Source organism: Pseudacidovorax sp. (assembly GCF_017991995.1).
GTDB lineage: Bacteria > Pseudomonadota > Gammaproteobacteria > Burkholderiales > Burkholderiaceae_C > Xenophilus.
This window is the reverse complement of sequence record NZ_JAGOPN010000022.1, coordinates 1-18,038: the sequence shown is the minus strand read 5'-3', so window position 1 is coordinate 18,038 and position 18,038 is coordinate 1. Positions and strand designations below refer to the sequence as shown.

The window sequence follows — 18,038 nt, the reverse complement described above, 5'->3', positions numbered from 1 at the left end:
GTGATGCGGCTGGCGCACTCTACGCCGGGGGGCATCCCGGCGCAAAATGGATCGACTGCCCCGGCCACGCGCCCCCAAGGAGAAACGCCGATGAACGCCCCTTTGCACAAAGAAATTCCCGCTGGCCTGCTCGACACCGAGCGCGCTCTGGCCGACGTCACCGCCCGCTGGGATGGCGACATCGTCCGCCAGCTCAGCGACTACATCGCCATTCCGGCCAAGTCGCCGGGCTTCGATCCGGACTGGTCGGCCAACGGCTACCTGGAGACGGTGCTGCGCAATGCCGCCACCTGGGTCGAGGCGCAGAAGGTCAAGGGCCTCAGGCTGGAGATCGTGCGCCTGGAAGGCCGCACCCCGGTGCTGTTCTTCGAGCTGCCCGCCAGCGGCACGTCGATGAACGAGACCGTGCTGATGTACGGCCACCTGGACAAGCAGCCCGAGTTCACCGGCTGGCGCCGCGACCTCGGCCCCTGGACGCCCAAGTACGAGGACGGCCTGCTCTACGGCCGTGGCGGCGCGGACGACGGCTACGCCATCTACGCCAGCGTGGCGGCCATCCAGGCGCTGAAGGCGCAGGGCGTGGCCCATCCGCGCATCGTCGGCCTGATCGAGACCTGCGAGGAATCGGGCTCCTACGACCTGCTGCCCTACGTGGACACGCTGCGCAGCCGCCTGGGCGAGGTGGCGCTGGTGGTCTGCCTGGACTCGGGCGCCGGCAACTACGACCAGCTCTGGCTCACCACCTCGCTGCGCGGCCTGGCCGGCGGCACACTGAAGGTGGAGATCCTCACCGAGGGCATCCATTCGGGCGACGCCTCGGGCCTGGTGCCGTCGAGCTTCCGCATCATGCGGCAGGTGCTGGACCGGCTGGAGGACAGCAAGACCGGCCGCCTGCTGCCCGCCAGCTTCCACTGCGAGGTGCCCGCCGAACGTCTGGCCCAGGCCAAGGCCACGGCGGCCATCCTGGGCGACGAGGTCTACAAGCGCTTCCCCTGGGCGCACTACGACTGCGGCGGCGCCACCGCCTTCGCGCTGCCGACCACCACCGATCCGGTGGAGGCGCTGCTCAACCGCACCTGGCGGCCGACGCTGTCGGTGACGGGCGCCGAGGGCTTCCCTGCGCTGAAGGATGCCGGCAACGTGCTGCGGCCCTACACGGCCTTCAAGCTCTCGCTGCGCCTGCCGCCGCTGGTGGAGGCGGCGCAGGTGGTGCAGGAGCTGAAGGCGCTGCTGGAGGACAACGCGCCCTACCAGGCCAAGGTGACCTTCGAGTCCGGTGGCGGCGCCACCGGCTGGAACGCGCCGGCCATGGTGCCGTGGTTCCAGCAGGCGCTGGACGCTGCCAGCCAGGCCCATTTCGGCGCGCCCTGCGGCTACATCGGCCAGGGCGGCACGATTCCGCTGATGAACATGCTGAGCGCCGGCTTCCCGAAGGCGCAGATGATGGTGTGCGGCGTGCTCGGTCCGAAGAGCAACGCGCACGGGCCCAACGAGTTCCTGCACGTGCCCTATGCCAAGCGGCTGACGGCCGCCGTCGCGCAGGTGATGGCCGCGATGCCGGCCAAGCACGCGGCCGAACAGGCGGCCTGAAGCGAGGTTGTTGCCGATGTGGCCGGGCGTTCAGCCCGGGCGCTGGCGTGCGCCGGCCGACTGATCGGGCCGGACCGCCGTTTACCGTCGGCCGAGCAGCGGGCCCAGCGCTCCGAGCAGATCGCCCAGCCCGCCCGCGCCGGCCGACAGCGACGGCTCCTGATCCGGCAACCGGCCGTGCGGCGTCAGGCGGTCGATGAGCACCGGCAGCAGCGTCGCCAGCAGCGGCAGCAGCGTCTGCACGTTCAGGCCCAGCTTCTGCGCCACGGCGCCGATCACGTCCTGGCCCAGCGCGCCGTGCACCTGGTCGGGCGACACGGGCTGGTTCTGGCCGGTGCCGATCCACGAACCTACGGCGTCCCCCAGGCCGGCCTGCTGCAGCTTCTGCACCAAGCCACCCACACCGCCGCTTTCCTGCAGCAGGCTGCCGAAGATGGCGACCGGATCGCTGCCCGGCGAATGCGGTGCCGGTGCGCCGCTGTTGAGCACCTGGCCGAGGACGGAATCGAGCAAGCCCATGGCTTCTTCCCTGCGAAATGAAAACGAGGCCGCCATTGTTCAGGGCAGCCTCGTGTTCTTCGCGGAACGGCGCCGCTTTTTCAGCGAAGCCGTGCGTAATTCACCTTTTGGACACTGGATTTGACGCAATCACGGCGCGCGCGGCGGCCGCTTTTCCAGCAGCGGCGGCGTCACGCCCTGGACGCCCACCAGGCCCAGCACCGTGGCCAGGGAGTTCTGCGCGCCCTTCCAGCCGTCGGTCAGGTCGATCCATTCGCTCAGCGCGTGGAAGCCGCCCGTCTTGCCGCCGCCGCCCACGATGATGGCCGGAATGCCCAGCGCCATCGGCACGTTGGCGTCGGTGCTGGCGCCCGTCAGCAGCGTCTTGTGGCCGAAGGAGGCGTTGGCACGCGTGGCCGCTTCCACGATCACCGAGTCCGACGGCGTGCGGCCGCCCGGCCGGTCGCCGATCAGCTTGGTCTGCACGGTGAGGGTCTCGACGTTCCAGCGCTTGTTTTCCTCGGCCACGGCTTCGTCGATGGCAGCGAGGATCTTCTTCTCGGTGGACAGCAGCGAATCCATCTGGTCCGAGCGGATGTCCACGGCCATGCGCGCATCCGGCGCGATGGTGTTGACCGAGGTGCCGCCACCGACGGTGCCCACGGTGAAGGTGGTTTTGGGGAAGGTGGGCGTGCGCACCTCGGCGATCTTGGCGATGGCGCGGCCCATGCCGTGGATGGCGCTGGGCACCTGGCCGAAGGCGGCGTAGCTGTGACCGCCCGGGCCCTTGAAGTTGACCTCGTAGCGGTGGCTGGCGGTGCCCAGGATCAGCACGGTGCCGTCCGGCGCCGGCTCCAGGCCGACCATGCCGTCGATGTCGCGGTGCTCGGCAAAGATGTGCTTCATGCCGCGGAGGTTGCCGAGTTCTTCCTCGCCCACGTTGCCCACGAAGAGCAGGTCGCCAACGGTCTGGATCTTCTGGTCGTTCAGCACCTTGAGCCAGGACAGCAACACCGCCAGGCCGCGCGTGTCGTCGGAGATGCCCGGCGCATACAGGCGGCCGTCGCGCTCCTTGACCTTGACGTCGGTGCCGGCGGGGAAGACGGTGTCGAGGTGGGCCGAAATCAGCAGCTTGGGCCCCTGGCCGCTGCCCTTGCGCAGGCCGACGACGTTGCCTTCGCTGTCGATGCGGGCGTCCGCCAGGCCCAGGGCCTTCATGCGCGCGAGGAAGGCCTCGGCGCGCGGGCGCTCCTTGAAGGGCGGCGCCTCGATCTCGGTGAGCATCTTCAGGTCGTCGATGGAGCGCGCATGGTCGGCCTTGACCGCCTCCATCAGCGCCTGGATCTGCGGGGCCGACAGCAGTTGCGTGTAGGCCTGGTCCACCGCCGGCCGCACCTGGGCGGGCGTGGGGGCGATGGCGGCGAAGGACTGGGCCCAGGCCGCCGAGGCGCCGGCAAAGGCAAGGGACAGGGCGAGCAGCGAGGCGAGCGGCCGCAGGCGTGGCATGGGGGGCCGGTTCGAAGAGGGGCGAGTCATGGGCGTCGGTTGGAGGGCAATCGGGGCGGGGGGATGCGGCACCTGTCATCAGGCTGACCGGGTGCCGCGGGTCGGCGGAAATTCTGGCGGCTGCATGCAGGCCCCGCTCTGATTTAATCCGCCGCACCGTCAGTTTTTCTTACATGCCCCGGCACCTTCCCAGTACCCGCGCCCTGCTCGTGTTCGACGCCGTCGCCCGCTGTCACGGCGTGGGCAAGGCCGCCGAGGAGCTGTGCCTGACGCACAGTGCCGTCAGCCAGCAGTTGCGCCTGCTGGAGCTGCAACTGGGCGTACGCCTCGTGCAGCGCAGTGCCCGGGGCACGCTGCTCACCGAGGCGGGCCGGCGCTATCACGCGCAGGTGGCCGGCGACCTGCTGCGGCTGGAGAACCACACCCTCGAGGCCATGGCCCAGCGCCCCGACGGCGAGCGGCTGCTGGTGGGCGCCGTGCCCATGCTGGCCGAGCGCTGGCTGCTTCCGCGGCTGCCGGGCTTCCTGGCCGAGCAGCCGGCCTGCAGCGTGCATCTGCAGGTCTTTCCCACGCAGGTCTACATGGACGAGCCCCATTTCGACGTCGCCTTGCAGTACGACGACGCCAGTTGGCCCGGTGCGGCCGTGTGGCCGCTGCGCGCCGAGCGGGTGGTCGTGGTGTGCGCACCGCGGTCGCGCTGGCGTGCCGCGGTGGCCCAGGGCGACTTCCGCGACGTGCCGCTGCTGCAGCTCAGCTCGCGCCTGGGCGCCTGGCAGGCCTGGTTCGCGCAAGCTGGCATCGCCCGGCCTCCGGCGAACGCGATGGTGGGCCACCGCTTCGATCTGTTCTCGATGGTGCTGGAGGCGGTGCGCGCCGACCTGGGCATCGGCCTGCTGCCGCGCTACGGCGTGGCGCGCGAGCTGGCCAGTGCCGAACTGTGCCTGGCCCATCCCTTCGAGGGAGACGGGCCGCGCGGCTACAGCCTGTTCGTGGCACCGCACCGGGCGGGAGACGCGACCGTGCAGGCCTTCGGCGCCTGGCTGGATGCGCAGGTGGCCGAGGAGTCGCAGGGCATCCCGCCGCCGGGCGGCCGGTGAAGCCGGCTCAGCCGGCCACGGCCAGCAGGTGCACCAGCGCCGCCAGCGGCGCCGTCTCGGCACGCAGGATGCGCGGGCCCAGGGTGGTCAGCACGAAGCCACTGGCGCGGGCCCGGGCCTCTTCCTGCGGGTTGAGTCCGCCCTCGGGGCCACTGAGGAACAGCGCGCTGCCCCCCGCTGGCGCCCCGCGGCCCAGCGGCTGCGCCTCGTCGCCGAAGCCGAGCACATGGCGGGCGGCGGGCGCATCCGCGCCCAGCCCGTCCAGCCAGGTGCCCAGGTCGCGCACCGGATGCACCGCAGGCACCTGGTTGCGGCCGCACTGCTCGCAGGCGGCCACGGCCACGGCCTGCCAGTGGTCCTGCTTCTTCTGTGCCCGCTCGCCCGCCAAGCGCAGCACGCCGTGGGCCGTCTGCAGCGGCTGGATGCTGGCCACGCCGAGTTCGGTGGCCTTTTCGACCAGCCAGTCCATGCGGTCGTTGGCGGGCATGCCCACGGCCAGGTGCACGGCCAGCGCGGCCTCGCGCTCGACCGTGTGGTGGGCGCCCACACGCACGTCGACATCGTTGCGGCCCATGCGCTCGACCGTGGCCTCGAACTCGCCGCCGCGGCCGTCGAACAGCGTGATGCCGTCGCCGGGCTGCAGCCGCAGCACCTGCACGTGGCGGGCGGCGCCGGGCGGCAGGCCCAGCGACTGGCCGCTGGCCAGGGGCGTGGCGCAATGGATGCGCGGCATCAGCGTGCGCCCTCTGCCGCGTCGATCACGCCGCCGCCCAGGCAGACCTCGCCGTCGTACAGCACGGCCGACTGGCCGGGCGTGACCGCCCATTGCGGCTGCGGAAACACCAGCTGGAAGCGGGCTTCGGGCAGGGCCTGCAGCAGCGCGGGCGAATCGGCCTGGCGATAGCGGGTCTTGCTGCCGTAGGTGCCTGCGGCGGGCGGCGCGCCGGCCACCCAGCTCGCGTCGGCCGCCAGCAGCGCGCGCGACTGCAGCCAGGGATGGTCATGGCCCTGCACCACCCACAGCGTGTTGGCCTCCACGTCCTTGCGGGCGACGAACCACGGTGCGTGCTCGCCGCCGCCGCGCTGTGCGCCTTTTTCCTTGATGCCGCCGATGCCCAGGCCCTGGCGCTGGCCCAGCGTGTAGAAGGACAGGCCGTGGTGCTCGCCCAGCTTGCGGCCGCGCTCGTCCTTGATCGGGCCCGGTGCCTTGCTGATGTAGCGGTTGAGGAACTCCCGGAAAGGCCGCTCGCCGATGAAGCAGATGCCGGTCGAATCCTTCTTGGTGGCCACGGGCAGGCCGATGTCGGTGGCGATCTGGCGCACCTGGGTCTTGTGCAGTTCGCCCACCGGGAACAGCGCCTTCGACAGCTGCGCCTGGTTGAGTCGGTGCAGGAAGTAGCTCTGGTCCTTGGCGGGGTCCAGGCCCTTGAGCAACTCGTAGCGCGCGGAGGCCGGCACCGGCTCTCCGGCGGCGAAGGCCAGCCCGGTGGCGGCGTCGACAGCGCGCACGCGGGCATAGTGGCCGGTCGCGATCTTCTCGGCGCCCAGGCGCATCGCGTGGTCGAGGAAGGCCTTGAACTTGATCTCGGCGTTGCACAGCACGTCGGGGTTGGGCGTGCGGCCGGCCTGGTATTCGCGCAGGAATTCGGCGAAGACGCGGTCCTTGTAGTCGGCGGCGAAGTTGACGTGCTCGATCTCGATGCCCAGCACGTCGGCCACGCTGGCCGCGTCCACGAAATCGACGTTCGACGAGCAGTACTCGCTGTCGTCGTCGTCTTCCCAGTTCTTCATGAAGATGCCGACGACCTCGTGGCCCTGCTGTTTGAGCAGGTGCGCCGTGACGGCCGAGTCCACGCCGCCCGACAGCCCGACGACGATCCGATGTTTGGTCATCCGGCGATTGTCCCTTGGCCGCGGTGGGCGCTGCGCGGGCGGGGGCTCGGTGGAGGCCGTCGCCGCGGCGGTCGACGCCGGTCCGGCTGACCGGCCGCCTGGCCTTGGCGGCGCGCGCCGGGCTAGACGGGCGGCTTTCCGGCCAGCCAGCGCGCGTAGGCTTCGGGATAGACCACGCGCAGGCGCTCCAGGTGGAACTGCGCCTCCTGCTCCAGCCCCAGCAGGCGCGCGCTGTCGATCAGCTTGACCACCACGCGCGGCTCCGGCGAGAAGGCCAGTGTGGCCTGGGCGAGTGCATGCACGCGCGCAGCCGTCTGGGGCGTCAGGGGCGTCAGCGCCAGTTCCGCAAAGCGCGCCTGGCGGGCGAAGAGCCAGTCCCGGCCGTCCGGATCCAGCTGCGCGAGCGGATCGTCACGCCAGCCGGCGAGCCGCTCTGCCGCCGGAAGGAAGGGCTGGCTGGCGCGCACGTAGCTCCAGCCCGCGTAGGCGACGACGGCGAGCAGGGCCGCCGCCGTCAGGCGGGCGGCCCACCGCGCGCGGGCGGCCTGGCGCTGCAGGACGGCGATCGACGCGGCGCCGGCGTCGTGCGGCACGTCACAGGCGCGCCTGCGGCCGGGCCAGAGCATGCCCAGGCACAGCCCGAACACGAGCTGGAAGGGCCCGTACCACAGCGGATATTCGACCAGACTGTGCAGCACGATCATGGCCAGCACGCCCCAGGCCATCAGCCGGGCGGGATCGCGCTCCTGCCAGGGCCGGGCCGCCGCCACCATCCACAGGAAGCCGCCGCAGATCAGCACCGCGGCCGGAATGCCGAGCTCCACCGCCAGATGCAGCGGCAGGTTGTGGGCGTTGTCCAGGATCTCGACAAAGCGCGGGCCCGGGTATTCGGCCAGGTAGTGCACGAGGCTGAGCTGGCCCCAGCCCCAGCCCGTCCAGGGCCGCTGGGCGATCAGCCACAGCACGTTGCTCCACAGCAGCCAGCGGCTGTGGCCGGGCGGCGCGCCTTCGCGCAGCCGGGTGAGCATGCCCTGAACGTCGGCCCCGGCGCTCCCGCCGCCTGCCAAGAACGACGCGACCATGACGGCCGACCAGGGCAGCGCCCAGGACAGCAGGGCGTAGAGCGCCAGCGCGCCCAGGAACCAGCCCGGACGCGGCAGCAGCGGCTGCCGGGCGGCTCCTTGCGTCACGGCGCCGGGTTCGACCGGCGCGCGTTCGCGCCAAGCCATCCACCCGCCCGCGGCGGCGATGACTCCCAACTGCAGCAATCCGGTGCGGGACGTGGAGGCGGCCAGGCCCGCGACGAGCAAGGCGCCGGCAACCATCAGGACGCGACGTCCGCGGGGGCCTGCCTGGCCATGCGTCCAGAGCAGGGCCACGAGCCCCATGTTCAGCAGTGTGGCGAACTGGTTGCGCTGGCGCAGGTTGCCGTAGGCCATGCCGATGGGCTCCATGGGGACGGCGACCCAGGGGCGCAGGGGGGTGGCGAGGCCGTGGTATTGGATCAGCCCAACGATTGCGTTTACGACGTCTACTGCAATCAACGATACGAAAAAGACCGTGCTTGGGCTTGGGCGCAGCGATGCGCTTTGAACTTGCCCTGCGACCATCACGATTAGTAATGCCGAAATCGCTGGAAAAGCAGCGCAAACATTAGGCGTTGACGTTGCTATGAAAAAGCCCGATAAGGCCAATAGTGTAGAGACCTCCCGCGAAATAGTGCCTTTTGCAAAGGCGGCAACACCACACATCAGCAACAAAATCCAAAGCTGCCGTGGTGCCGACTGCACGGCCTCTAAGTTAAAAGTTAAGGCACAGCCTCCCGCGAAAGCAGCTGCTAAGATCCAGTATTGAAATTTTATTCCCTGTTCCGATGCAGATGTTTTAAACGGGAGATACATTAATTTTGATTTTATTTTTTTCCTCGTCTATTGCAGGGCATTTAAATGAGAGCTTATTTTTATCCCATTCCTCTATCGTTCCCAGCGGAAACGTTAACGCAGAGTTAAGTGGGTGAATGTAGAGTTCATTACCTCTAATTCCTAGGACGGTAATAGTATTGAAATAATTTCGAAACCAGCCATTGATCGATCTAATCGTTTGTATGCGATGGGGAGACAAGGCCAACCCACATTTGTCTTCAATGGCGTCGAAAATCCGATCAACCTTAGAGTACTCTGTTAGCGCGGCCTCATGTGATTGTTGACTAAGGCCTTCCAAATCGCACGTCCAATAGACGTTCGCAATGTTGTTTTGAGAAGATGAGGAAAGCGCAGCACTTGACCACTCAAGTCCAGTCAATGCACTCTTTGTTAGTTCTTTTCCCTTAAGCAGAATATGTGAGCAATTCATATTTTTAATCTTAAATCCGTAACCTGAAAGTAGAGCATTCAATTCAGGTTCGACGCTTTCGTCGAGTTTAGGAGAAATGTCCGAGGCCGCATTGGTCTCAAATAAGATTCTTATCGGCCCAATAGGAGAAGAAATGAATTTCTTTAGATTCGGTGTCATTTTTTCTCCAATGGGCTGGACGTACTGACCGATAATGTTAGAGAATTTAGACTGTGGATTAAGATACGGAAATATGAATGAGTTGCTCTGCACCCCATGCACCAAGTAAGTTGCAGGCTCGTTTTTTAGCGAAGCTGGAACATCTAAATCAATCCATTTTCCGTGCCACCGATGAGCGGTAAAAGAAGGGTTACCATTGAGCACGATCATGGTGATCTGAACAATCGCTGCCGTCGTTAGAACGATCCTGAAAACGGATCTATTAAAATAGCGATTTAAAAGTCCCACACATAGGCAGCTGATCACGAGCCACAAGACATACCCGTACCGCCCTATACCGCTTACGATGCCCCATAATAAATATGAAATAGAAAAGTACGCGCAGAGCGCAAAAAAGCATCTTCTTGCTGATCGAGCGCAATGATTTTCCGCCAAAAATTCTCTGTTTAAAAGTTTTACTTTGGGTCGAATAAAAATTTTCGCGGCACTTGCGACAGCGATTACTATCAAAAGCATTAAGCGAAGATCCGGTGCTGAATTTTCGGAATATAGCATCCCGCCGCTTTTGAGCATGGTTAAGGGCAGAACTGCCCAAGTCCAAGCGCCATAAGTCAGCATTCGTTTATCAGAAAAGTTCTGATCTATAAAGTCCGGAGATTTAAATAAATCGTTGTACAGCGGAAATATTGGGTTGCCGAAATGCTCGTACATTTGCCACATCCACCATCCATTGGTGGCAAGAAAAGCAAAAACGCTTCCCCCAAAAAGAAGTGCCATTGACTTGGCTGTCTTTCTCCAGGATCCATCTGATAAAAATAATAGCGCTACGAACGAAGCGGGACAGAACAGGAGGTTGGTTAATTTTAATCCTGCTCCGGCGCCAAAGAAAATGCCAGACAGAAAAATGTTCGAGATATTAGACTGTGACGGCCCCCTCAGGAGAAAAAAAACTCCTCCTAACGTAAAGAGACCAGATATAGGATCAGCAAAGGTATTGCTTAACGTCGTCAGCTGAATCGGAGACAAAAAGGCAAGAAGAGTTGCAAAAAAGCAAGCGGAAATCGCCAAGCCATTTTCTGGTTTAATTATAAGCTTTGTAATCTTCCAAATAAAAATCAAATTTAATGAGTGAATGATTGCTAACGTAATCGCTACCAAACGATCATCCCATTCTGCTTTAACCATTGCATATACGGGGACCTCAGCCAGTGGATTTAGGTATCCGCTGACAGCCGCAGGAAAATAGTCAGTTCCTATCCTATTCTGAAGTAAAGAATACACGGAATAGAGATGGTAGTTGCGAAAATCGAAATTGAGATCTTTTCCCGCGATCAACGCCCAACATACCGCAGCAACAAGGAAAAAAAAGAACGCCCAGATTGGAGCTGATTTCAAATCAATTTTCATTTTGCAAAAAAAAAGGCCGTTCGAGACGGCCTTCTTTTAAAAATACGAGTATTTAGATACGGCACTCAGTCGGAACGTACTTATTCTTAGTGTTATCGCTCACCGCGCACTTCCAGGTAATGGGTGCAGCAGGGACGGCGGCGGTCGCAAGCGGAGCGGTGCCAGCAGAAGGGGTCAGCGTCAGCGTCAACGCACCGGCTCGCGTGGTTGTATTAACGGTAATGATGCCGGTGTCGCTGGCAACGGTCATCGTCGACACATTGCTGGTAGCAGACGGCACGGTCGTGATGCCCATATTAAGGGTAGACGCACCGTTGGCTGCGTTTTCAGCGACACCGGTTTTGGCGGAGGCGGCCATCACCAGCGCTTCCGACACCCGTGCACGCACGGTGTAGTCCTGGTAGGCAGGCAGCGCGACGGCGGCCAGGATGCCGATGATCGCCACGACGATCATCAGTTCGATGAGGGTGAAGCCCTTCTGGGCGGTGCGGGCGATGGTGCGACGGTTCATGGTCAGACTCCAGGTTGAAAGCGGTCCGGGTACTGCCCCGGTCGTGCCTTCTCTTTGCAGACCGCGTGCCATGCGGCTGCCCGCCTTGAATGCGCCTAAAAGTTCACATTTAGGCCACACAGTCTGACACTTCTTGTTTGTAAACAACTGTTTCCGAGTGACAAAAAAGTCAGAGTCGCTGGCGGTGACAGCTTTGGTCGCCCCTTGCGCCTCCGCGGAGGCCGGGCCTGCAGGCCTCAGCTGCGCGGATGCCCCGCGCCGTGCACCTCGATCGTCTGCCCCGCCTCCAGCCAGCGCAGTTCGATCCGGTCCCACAGCCGCAACTGGCCCACCAGGGCGTTGACCTCGGCCATGATCTCGGCGGCGGCGGCCGGCTTGGTGTGCGTCACGTAGACGGGGTAGCGGGCCATGGGGGACATCTGCGCCAGCTCTTCCACCAAGGTGGGGGGCGACAGGTGCAGGCTGCGTTCGGCCAGCTGGCGCTCGCGCGTGCTGAAGGCGGTCTCGATCACGAGGGCGCCCACGTCCATCTGGTTGATCCGGCGCCAGAAGGGCTTGTTGCGCTCGGTGTCACCGCTGTAGACCCAGTGCGAATGGCCGTCCGCGCGCCGCACGGCGAAGCCGCAGGCGGGCACGGTGTGCACGGCGGGCAGCACCTCCACCACCTTGGGCGCGCGGCGGCCGAGCATCAGGCTCTGGCCGACGTCGAACTCGACGAAGTGGACCAGCGGCGCATCGCTGCTGGGCAGGGCGGTGAAGTCCGGCCAGACCAGGTTGTTGAACACATGCGCCCGCAGCACCTGCAACGTGGCGCGCAGCCCGTGCACCCGCAGCGGCCGGCGGCGCAGGCTGGCGACCGCGTCCACCATCAGGGGAAGGGCCGCGATGTGGTCCAGGTGCGAGTGGGTCAGCACCACGTCGTCGATCTGCGCCATCTCTTCCAGGGACAGGTCGCCGACGCCGGTGCCGGCATCGACCAGGAGGTCGTCGTCGATCAGGAAGGAGGTGGTCCGTGCGCCCCGGGCGATGGCGCCGGAGCAGCCCAGAACACGCACCTGCAGGCTGTTCATGAAGAGCTCTGAATAAAGGAGGCGATGGAGCCGGGCGGGCACCGCGGCAGGCCGGCTCGCCCGCGGACAGTGCAGGCTAAGGCGTCGGTTGCTGCGGCGCAAAGGACTTCCGTCACGCCTCGCCGGGGCGCGAGTATGCCTGTTCGTCGGGGCCGCACAGGATCGGTTGTCACTAATTTGCAGTTCTGGCCGGCGCCGGTGGGCGAGAGCCCCCAGCGTGCCCCCGGTGCACCGGAGCGGCGGCAGGCGGCCTGGCCGGCGCGGGCCCTTCGGGCGTGTAGATGCGCACGCCCCGCTGGCGCCCGCGCACCTGCACCTCGCCCAGTTCGCGCCAGGGCGCATCCGGCATCAGCGCGCGGGTGTTCTCGCCGACGACGATGGGCACGCCATGGGGCGTGCACAGGCCTTCCAGCCGCGCGGCGAGGTTCACGGCGTCGCCGATCACGGTGTAGCTGCGGCGCAGCGCCGAGCCCATGTTGCCGACCACCACCGGGCCGGTGTTGACGCCGATGCCGATGGCCACCGCGGGCAGGCCAGCCGCCTCGTGCTGCGCATTGAGCGCGGGCAGCGCGGCGACGATGTCCTGCGCGGCATGCACCGCCCGCGCGGCATGGTCGGCCTGCACGACCGGTGCGCCCCAGAAGGCCATGAGGCAGTCGCCCATGTATTTGTCGACGGTGCCGCCGTGCCGGTTGACGATCTCGGTGAAGCGGGTGAAGACCTCGTGCAGCAGGGCCTGCAAGGTCGTGGGCGCCATGTGCTCGGCCAGGTGGGTGAAGCCCCGCATGTCGCAGAACATGATGGTGAGCACCCGGCTTTCGGCCCGCATGCTGTAGCGGTGCGGCTCTCGGGCCATGTCGTCCACCAGCTGCGGCGGGACATAGGCGCCGAACAGGCGCATCAGTCCCCGGCGCTTGCGGCTTTCCACGAAGTAGCCCCAGCTCATGCTCAGCAGCAGTCCCGCGGCGCCGGCCAGCAGCGCGGCGGCCTGGGGCAGCACCAGACCGCCATGGCGGTAGAGCAGGTCATTGAGCAGCAGCAGCCCGCCGCAGGCCCCCAGCCCGATGGCGAAGCCGGCGGCGGCCGAGCGCCGGGTCACGCCCAGAACCAGCAGCAGGCCGATCACGACCAGACTGGCCCAGGCATAGCCCGGCGCGTAGTCGGGCACATGCGGCAGGCGCCGGTCGAGCAGGCCGGAGAGCACATGGGCATGCACTTCCACCCCCGGCAGGGCCGCGGCGATGGGTGTGGCGCGCAGGTCCTGCAGGCCGGCGGCGCTGGCGCCGACCAGGACGATGCGGTCCCGCAGGGCCGCAGGCGGCAGGCGGCCTTCCAGCACGTCTCGGGCCGAGACATAGCGAAACCGCGGCCCCGCGTCCTCCCCAGGGCGCCGGTAGGGGACGACGAGGCCGCCGTCGGTGCCCACCGGCACGTCCAGGCGGCCGCTGGCGGTCTGCAGCCCCAGGGCGACGAGCCGCGGGGACGCCCCCGGCGCCGTGGCGAGCCGCAGCACCGGTGGCGCGCTGCCGGTGGCGGCCCGGAAGGTCGCCAGGGCCAGCGACTCGTAATAGCCGCCGGGCGCGGTGTCCAGCCGGGCCAGCAGCGGTACGGTGCGCACCACCCCGTCCTGGCCGCGTTGGAAGACGACGTTGATGAAGCCCGGTCGGGCGCCCGTCGTCCGGCCGGGCAGGCTCGCGACCAGCGTGGGCCAGGCCGGAATCCGGGCGGCATCCGGCCCCAGTGCGTCGGCGGGCAGAAGCGGCGCTGGCGGTTGCACGTTGGGTGCGGCGGACGGGTGGTCCGGGGCGCCAGCCTCGCCGTCGAAATGGACGCCCAGCACCACGCGGCCGGGCGCCGCGGCCAGCGCCCGCGCGAATTCGCCATCAGGGTCGAGGGCCGATGCGCGGCGGGCGAGTTCGGCATCGAAGCCGGGCTCGGCCGGCCAGCGGCCGCCCAGCGCCTGCACCAGCGCCGGTCCGCTGGTGCGATCCGCTTCCGCGAACACCATGTCGAAGGCCAGAACGCGCACCTGCTGGCGCTGCGTCAGTTCCTGCGTCAGGCGGGCCAGCCGCTCGCGGCTCCAGGGCCACTGGCCGAAGGCCTTCAGGCTGGGCTCGTCGATGTCGACGATGACGATGCGGGGGTCGATGCCGCGCGGGGCGTGCCAGCGCAGCCGGGCGTCCTGCAGCTGGGCATCGAGCCGATCCACGCCAGGCAGATGCAGCAACCCTGCCGTGTGGGCCAGCCCGGCGAGGAGGGGCAGCAGGGTGATCGCGATGCGCCAGCCATGGCCCCGAAGGCCGCGCAACAGCCTTCCCGGTCCCATGCCGTGGCTCGGTGCCCTGACGTCCGGGCCCTCAGCCCAGCACGAACTGCATGCGGGTGCCGCCCAGCTCCAGGATGTCGCCGTCCTGCAGGGCCGCCGCGCGCGGCTGGAGTGTCTCGCCATTGAGCGTGGCGCTGCCGTCCACGGGTGCCACCACATAGCCCTGCAGGCGACGGGTGACGGCCGCCACCGCCACGCCGGGCTTGCCGATGGTGGTCACTACCTTGCGCAGCACGATCTCGTGGCCCGCCGCCGATCCGCTGAGGATGCGGATGCAGGCCTGCGCCCCGCTGCCGCCTTCCAGCGCCGCCGGCACCGTCTCGCCCTCGGTCAACGGCATGGGTCGCGAGTCGTGCAGCGGTGCGGTGGCGGTCATGCGCAGGTGTGCGCCTTCGTCGATCTCCGCCGTCTGCAGGTAGCGGATCTTGTACTTGCCGACCTCGATCAGGTCGTTGTGCTCCAGCACCTGCTTGCGGATGGCCCGCGAGTTGACGTAGGTGCCGTTGGTGCTGTCCAGGTCCTCGAGGTACACGCTGCTGCCGATCTTGTGCAGCACCGCGTGCTCGCCGCTGATGGCGAGGTTGTCGATGACGATGTCGTTGTAGGGGCGCCGACCGAGCGTGGTGCGTTCCTTGAGCAGGGGCACTTCCTTCAGCACGACGCCATCGATGGCAACTACCAATTTCGGCATGGCCGACACTCCTCAGACCGGACGGGCGCGCAGGCGCAGGACATCAATTTGTAACCGCGAGCGGGCAGGCCCGCAACCTTTCGGATGACATGGGCGGTCAATGGCCGCCGAAGCGTGCCAGGATGACCGACACGTTGTCCTTGCCGCCGTTGTCGTTGGCCACCGTGATCAGCAGGGCGACCTTGTCGGCCAGCGGGATGTCGGGGGTCAGCAGCGACACGAGCTGCTCGTCGGTGACCATGTCGGTCAGGCCGTCCGAGCACAGCAGGTACAGGTCGCCGCGCTGCGCGGGCTCGTGCAGCAGATCCACCTCCACCTCGGCGCCGATGCCCAGTGCGCGCGTCACCAGGTTGCGATGCGGCGAGGCGAGGGCCTCCTGGGCCGTCATGAGGCCGGCGTCGATCTGGGCCTGCAGGAAGGAATGGTCGCGCGTCAGCGCGGTCAGGCGGCCGCCCCGCAGCCGGTAGCAGCGCGAGTCGCCGATGTGGCCGACCACCGCGCCGCACGGCCCGAATACGGCGCTCACCAGCGTGGTGCCCATGCCGCGCAGGGCGGGGTTGACTGTGCTGGCGTTGAAGACGGCACGGTTGGCCTGAGCGATGCCTTGATGCAAGGCCTTCATGACCGCCCGGCTGCCGGGCGCGTGGCCGGCCTGGGCCAGCCACCGGCCCATGGAGGCCTGCAGCAAGGCCACGGCCATCTCGCTGGCCACCTCGCCGCCGGCATAGCCGCCCATGCCGTCGGCCAGCACCGCCAGACCCAGGCGTGGGTCGAAGGCGATGGAATCCTCGTTGTTGCGACGCAGCCGGCCGGTGTCGGTCTGCGCGGCGAACTCCCAGGGCGGCCCGGCGAGGTCCTGGAGGATGGCAGCCGGGCGCGCCATGGGGCTCAGTGCTGCGCGGCCTGCTGCCGGCCGCGGCTGGCCAGCAGCTTGCCGATCGCCACCACGAGCACGGCGCCGACAGCGGCCGCCACGTAGTGCAGCGCAGGATTGGCGGCCATGGCGTCGTGCAGCGACACGTCGCTCGCCATCGTCTCGCCGCCGACCCAGCCGATCAGGGCTGCACCCAGCAGGATGATGATCGGGAAGCGGTTCATGAGCTTGATCATGAGCGAACTGCCGAAGATCACCAAGGGGATGCTGATGGCCAGGCCCAGCACCAGCAGCACCATGCTGCCGTTGGCGGCCGCGGCCACGGCGATCACGTTGTCCAGGCTCATCACGAGATCGGCGATCAGGATGGTGCGCACGGCGCTGGCCAGGGTCGAATGCTGCTTGCCGCCGCCTTCCTCGCCCTCGTCCTCGCCGCCGAGCAGCTGCACGCCGATCCACAGCAGCAGCAGGCCGCCGATGATCTGCAGGTAGGGCAGGGACAGGAGCTTGACCGCCACGATGGTCAGCACGATGCGCAGCACGACGGCCGCGGCCGAGCCGAGCATGACGGCCTTCTTCTGCTGGTCGGGCGGCAGGGCACGCGCCGCCAGGGCGATCACCACGGCGTTGTCGCCCGAAAGAATGATGTTGATCCAGATGATCTTGAGCAGACCGATCCACAGATCAGGGTTGGAAAGAATCTCCACGGCTTGCTACCTCCACGGTGTAGTGAATTGATGAAGGGCGCCTGCGGTCTCCGACAACCACGGGCGCCCTCCGGCTTTTTTTATGGAGTGGCTGAAGGCACGGCGTTCGTTCGACGCCTCTGGCTTCGCCTGGGATGCGGGCGCCCGCCGGATCGATCGACCGGCTGGGCGCGCCGTCACCCGTTCAGATCAGCGACTTCAGGATGCGGCCCATCTCCGACGGGTTGCGCGTGACCTTGAAACCGCACTCTTCCATGATGGCGAGCTTGGCATCGGCCGTGTCGGCGCCGCCCGAGATCAGCGCGCCGGCATGGCCCATGCGCTTGCCGGGAGGGGCGGTGACGCCGGCGATGAAGCCGACCACCGGCTTCTTCATGTTGGCCTTGCACCATTGGGCTGCTTCGGCCTCGTCCGGGCCGCCGATCTCGCCGATCATGATGACCGCGTCGGTGTCCGGATCGTCGTTGAAGGCCTGCATCACGTCGATGTGCTTGAGGCCGTTGATCGGGTCGCCGCCGATGCCCACGGCCGACGACTGGCCGATGCCCAGCTCGGACAGCTGCGCCACGGCTTCATAGGTCAGCGTGCCGGAGCGCGAGACCACGCCGATGCGGCCCTTCTTGTGGATGTGGCCGGGCATGATGCCGATCTTGATCTCGTCGGGCGTGATCAGGCCGGGGCAGTTGGGGCCCAGCAGCAGCGTCTTCTTGCCGCCCTTGGCTTCCTTGGCCTTCATCTTGTTGCGCACTTCGAGCATGTCGCGGACGGGGATGCCTTCCGTGATGCAGATCGCCAGGTCCAGGTCGGCCTCGACGGCTTCCCAGATGGCGGCGGCAGCGCCCGCCGGCGGCACGTAGATCACCGACACGGTTGCGCCCGTCTGCTGGGCGGCTTCCTTGACCGAGGCGTAGATCGGGATGTTGAAGATCGACTCGCCGGCCTTCTTCGGGTTCACGCCGGCCACGAAGGCGTTCTTGCCATTCGCGTATTCCTGGCACTTCTCGGTGTGGAACTGACCGGTCTTGCCCGTGATGCCCTGGGTGATGACCTTGGTGTCCTTGTTGATGTAGATCGACATGGCTGGTGATTCCTTACTTGACGGCCGCCACGACCTTCTGGGCCGCTTCTGCCATGGTGTCTGCGCTGATGATCGGCAGGCCGGATTCGGCCAGCATCTTCTTGCCCAGCTCTTCGTTCGTGCCCTTCATGCGCACGACCAGCGGCACGGACAGGTTCACGGCCTTGCAGGCGGTGATCACGCCGGTGGCGATGGTGTCGCACTTCATGATGCCGCCGAAGATGTTGACCAGGATGGCCTTCACGTTCTTGTTCTTCAGCATGATCTTGAAGGCCTCGG

16 protein-coding genes and 1 pseudogene are annotated in these 18,038 nt (G+C 66.5%); 3 read left to right on the top strand and 14 right to left on the bottom strand.

Going from position 1 to position 18,038, the window contains the following annotated elements:
• Window positions 1–90 precede the first annotated feature (90 nt).
• On the top strand, window positions 91–1,590 hold the full coding sequence (locus KBC94_RS24470; RefSeq protein WP_294376526.1) for a M20 family metallopeptidase: 1,500 nt from the start codon (window positions 91–93) through the stop codon (window positions 1,588–1,590).
• Window positions 1,591–1,671: 81 nt separating this feature from the next.
• Here the strand turns inward: KBC94_RS24470 and KBC94_RS24465 are convergent, their stop codons facing one another.
• The gene (locus KBC94_RS24465) at window positions 1,672–2,109 is read right to left on the bottom strand and encodes a YidB family protein (RefSeq protein WP_294376525.1); all 438 of its coding nucleotides are present in this window, start codon (window positions 2,107–2,109) and stop codon (window positions 1,672–1,674) included.
• Between KBC94_RS24465 and KBC94_RS24460 the strand changes: the two genes are divergently transcribed.
• Window positions 2,108–2,233, top strand: a complete 126-nt coding sequence (locus KBC94_RS24460; protein ID WP_294376523.1) for a hypothetical protein — start codon at window positions 2,108–2,110, stop codon at window positions 2,231–2,233. The genes KBC94_RS24465 and KBC94_RS24460 overlap by 2 nt on opposite strands.
• A 5-nt stretch (window positions 2,234–2,238) precedes the next feature.
• Here the strand turns inward: KBC94_RS24460 and KBC94_RS24455 are convergent, their stop codons facing one another.
• Complete coding sequence (locus KBC94_RS24455) at window positions 2,239–3,594, bottom strand: M20/M25/M40 family metallo-hydrolase (protein WP_294376521.1); 1,356 nt, start codon at window positions 3,592–3,594, stop codon at window positions 2,239–2,241.
• Window positions 3,595–3,767: 173 nt separating this feature from the next.
• On the opposite strand from KBC94_RS24455, the gene KBC94_RS24450 reads away from it, so the two are divergent.
• Window positions 3,768–4,691: a LysR substrate-binding domain-containing protein gene (locus KBC94_RS24450; RefSeq protein ID WP_294376519.1), complete on the top strand. Its 924-nt coding sequence runs from the start codon at window positions 3,768–3,770 to the stop codon at window positions 4,689–4,691.
• A 7-nt stretch (window positions 4,692–4,698) separates the two neighbouring features.
• Here the strand turns inward: KBC94_RS24450 and KBC94_RS24445 are convergent, their stop codons facing one another.
• From KBC94_RS24445 to sucC, 12 genes and pseudogenes are all read right to left on the bottom strand, one after another.
• Entirely contained in the window at window positions 4,699–5,424 is a 726-nt protein-coding gene (locus KBC94_RS24445) for a 16S rRNA (uracil(1498)-N(3))-methyltransferase (RefSeq protein WP_294376516.1), read from the bottom strand.
• A complete protein-coding gene (gene mnmA, locus KBC94_RS24440; RefSeq protein WP_294376513.1) occupies window positions 5,424–6,584 on the bottom strand; it encodes a tRNA 2-thiouridine(34) synthase MnmA in 1,161 nt (386 codons plus the stop codon). The genes KBC94_RS24445 and mnmA overlap by 1 nt, the downstream gene beginning before the upstream one ends.
• A gap of 122 nt (window positions 6,585–6,706) precedes the next feature.
• Window positions 6,707–8,038 (bottom strand): O-antigen ligase family protein, encoded by a 1,332-nt coding sequence (locus KBC94_RS24435; protein WP_294376511.1) that lies wholly within the window; start codon window positions 8,036–8,038, stop codon window positions 6,707–6,709.
• 430 nt (window positions 8,039–8,468) lie between these two features.
• Window positions 8,469–10,502: a glycosyltransferase family 39 protein gene (locus KBC94_RS24430; protein WP_294376508.1), complete on the bottom strand. Its 2,034-nt coding sequence runs from the start codon at window positions 10,500–10,502 to the stop codon at window positions 8,469–8,471.
• 52 nt (window positions 10,503–10,554) lie between these two features.
• Window positions 10,555–11,013, bottom strand: coding sequence for a pilin (locus tag KBC94_RS24425; RefSeq protein WP_294376506.1), 459 nt, complete (start codon window positions 11,011–11,013; stop codon window positions 10,555–10,557).
• Window positions 11,014–11,249: 236 nt separating this feature from the next.
• Window positions 11,250–12,074: a 3',5'-cyclic-nucleotide phosphodiesterase gene (locus tag KBC94_RS24420; protein ID WP_294376779.1), complete on the bottom strand. Its 825-nt coding sequence runs from the start codon at window positions 12,072–12,074 to the stop codon at window positions 11,250–11,252.
• A gap of 181 nt (window positions 12,075–12,255) precedes the next feature.
• A complete protein-coding gene (locus tag KBC94_RS24415) occupies window positions 12,256–14,409 on the bottom strand; it encodes a CHASE2 domain-containing protein (protein WP_294376503.1) in 2,154 nt (717 codons plus the stop codon).
• A 31-nt stretch (window positions 14,410–14,440) separates the two neighbouring features.
• A complete protein-coding gene (locus KBC94_RS24410; protein WP_017761549.1) occupies window positions 14,441–15,100 on the bottom strand; it encodes an FHA domain-containing protein in 660 nt (219 codons plus the stop codon).
• Window positions 15,101–15,197: 97 nt separating this feature from the next.
• The gene (locus KBC94_RS24405; protein WP_294376497.1) at window positions 15,198–15,983 is read right to left on the bottom strand and encodes a Stp1/IreP family PP2C-type Ser/Thr phosphatase; all 786 of its coding nucleotides are present in this window, start codon (window positions 15,981–15,983) and stop codon (window positions 15,198–15,200) included.
• Between the two features lie 5 nt (window positions 15,984–15,988).
• Entirely contained in the window at window positions 15,989–16,681 is a 693-nt protein-coding gene (locus tag KBC94_RS24400) for a TerC family protein (protein WP_294376495.1), read from the bottom strand.
• Window positions 16,682–16,865: 184 nt separating this feature from the next.
• Window positions 16,866–17,759 carry a succinate--CoA ligase subunit alpha gene (sucD, locus tag KBC94_RS24395; protein WP_076507033.1) on the bottom strand — a complete coding sequence of 298 codons (894 nt, stop codon included), beginning with the start codon at window positions 17,757–17,759 and terminating at the stop codon, window positions 16,866–16,868.
• A 13-nt stretch (window positions 17,760–17,772) separates the two neighbouring features.
• Window positions 17,773–18,038, bottom strand: a pseudogene (sucC, locus tag KBC94_RS24390) (succinate--CoA ligase subunit beta); the annotation flags it as partial.

Excerpts from the sequence above, each read along its gene's own strand:
- KBC94_RS24430 (WP_294376508.1), bottom strand. The coding sequence starts at position 10,502 with ATGAAAATTGATTTGAAATCAGCTCCAATCTGGGCGTTCTTTTTTTTC.
- KBC94_RS24410 (WP_017761549.1), bottom strand. The coding sequence starts at position 15,100 with ATGCCGAAATTGGTAGTTGCCATCGATGGCGTCGTGCTGAAGGAAGTG.
- KBC94_RS24455 (WP_294376521.1), bottom strand. The coding sequence starts at position 3,594 with ATGCCACGCCTGCGGCCGCTCGCCTCGCTGCTCGCCCTGTCCCTTGCC.
- KBC94_RS24405 (WP_294376497.1), bottom strand. The coding sequence starts at position 15,983 with ATGGCGCGCCCGGCTGCCATCCTCCAGGACCTCGCCGGGCCGCCCTGG.
- mnmA (WP_294376513.1), bottom strand. The coding sequence starts at position 6,584 with ATGACCAAACATCGGATCGTCGTCGGGCTGTCGGGCGGCGTGGACTCG.
- KBC94_RS24465 (WP_294376525.1), bottom strand. The coding sequence starts at position 2,109 with ATGGGCTTGCTCGATTCCGTCCTCGGCCAGGTGCTCAACAGCGGCGCA.
- KBC94_RS24415 (WP_294376503.1), bottom strand. The coding sequence starts at position 14,409 with ATGGGACCGGGAAGGCTGTTGCGCGGCCTTCGGGGCCATGGCTGGCGC.
- KBC94_RS24425 (WP_294376506.1), bottom strand. The coding sequence starts at position 11,013 with ATGAACCGTCGCACCATCGCCCGCACCGCCCAGAAGGGCTTCACCCTC.
- KBC94_RS24460 (WP_294376523.1), top strand. The coding sequence starts at position 2,108 with ATGGCTTCTTCCCTGCGAAATGAAAACGAGGCCGCCATTGTTCAGGGC.
- KBC94_RS24435 (WP_294376511.1), bottom strand. The coding sequence starts at position 8,038 with ATGGAGCCCATCGGCATGGCCTACGGCAACCTGCGCCAGCGCAACCAG.
- KBC94_RS24470 (WP_294376526.1), top strand. The coding sequence starts at position 91 with ATGAACGCCCCTTTGCACAAAGAAATTCCCGCTGGCCTGCTCGACACC.
- sucD (WP_076507033.1), bottom strand. The coding sequence starts at position 17,759 with ATGTCGATCTACATCAACAAGGACACCAAGGTCATCACCCAGGGCATC.
- KBC94_RS24450 (WP_294376519.1), top strand. The coding sequence starts at position 3,768 with ATGCCCCGGCACCTTCCCAGTACCCGCGCCCTGCTCGTGTTCGACGCC.
- KBC94_RS24445 (WP_294376516.1), bottom strand. The coding sequence starts at position 5,424 with ATGCCGCGCATCCATTGCGCCACGCCCCTGGCCAGCGGCCAGTCGCTG.